We start from the raw sequence: 1037 nt of genomic DNA on the forward strand, positions 1-1037 counted from the left end.
CTAGGTGTGAGCTTTCGAGAGGTTGTCCATTCGGACCGGACCGAGGAGACTGGAGTTACCACGCTTCAGCATCCATCGGAGGGTCCGAATGAACATCCACAAGAATGCCCGTCTCACACCGCTGCGTCGAGAGGAGATGGCGTTATCGGTGATAGAAGGCGCTTTTTCCAAAGCCCATGCGGCGCGCGTCTATGGCGTGTCGGCCAAGATCGTGGCGCGCTGGGTCGAGCGCTATAAGACCAAAGGGCGGGCCGGCATGGTCGACCGCTCGTCGCGGCCCACCGTCATGCCGAGCCTGACCGAACAGTCCGTGGCCGAGCGCATCGCAGCCTTGCGTCGCCAGCGGCTGACCGGCAAGCACATCGCCCATGAGGTCGGCGTCTCGCCCGCCACCGTCAGCCGGGTTCTCAAGCGTGCCGGGCTGTCGCGGCTCAGGGATATCGAGCCGGCCGAACCGGTCCGGCGCTACGAGCGGGAGCATCCCGGCGAGATGATCCATATCGACATCAAGAAGCTCGGCCGCTTCAGCCAAGTCGGCCATCGTATCACCGGCGATCCGCAAAAGGGCAAGTCGCGCGGCGCCGGCTGGGAGTTCGTCCATGTCTGCATCGACGACGCGTCCCGCATCGCCTTCTCGCAAATCCTGCCCGACGAGAAAAAGGAGTGCGCCATCGCCTTCCTCAAGGCCGCGGTCGCCTATTACGCCAGCCTCGGCGTCACGATAGCCCGCGTCATGACCGACAACGGCTCCTGCTACAGATCAAAGGCCTTCGCCAAGGCCTGCCGCGATCTCGGCCTCAAGCACGTCACGACAAGACCCTATACGCCCAAGACCAATGGCAAGGCCGAGCGCTTCATCCAGACAGCACTGCGCGAATGGGCCTACGCCATTGCCTATCCGACATCCGATCATCGTGCCGCCGAACTGCCTGTCTGGCTGCACAGATACAATTGGCATCGTCCACATGGCAGCCTAAAGTCAAAAACGCCTATCAGTCGCCTCGCCCTGATCGAGGACAACCTGTTGAAGCTCCACA

General features: G+C 62.4%; 1 protein-coding gene. It reads left to right on the forward strand.

The window, feature by feature from the left end; all coding sequences use genetic code 11:
- Window positions 1–88: 88 nt before the first annotated feature.
- A partial coding sequence (locus tag EOD29_RS30595) for an IS481 family transposase (protein WP_095770220.1) occupies window positions 89–1037 on the forward strand: 949 nt, incomplete at its 3' end.

Source organism: Mesorhizobium sp. M1A.T.Ca.IN.004.03.1.1 (assembly GCF_003997555.1).
Lineage (GTDB): Bacteria > Pseudomonadota > Alphaproteobacteria > Rhizobiales > Rhizobiaceae > Mesorhizobium.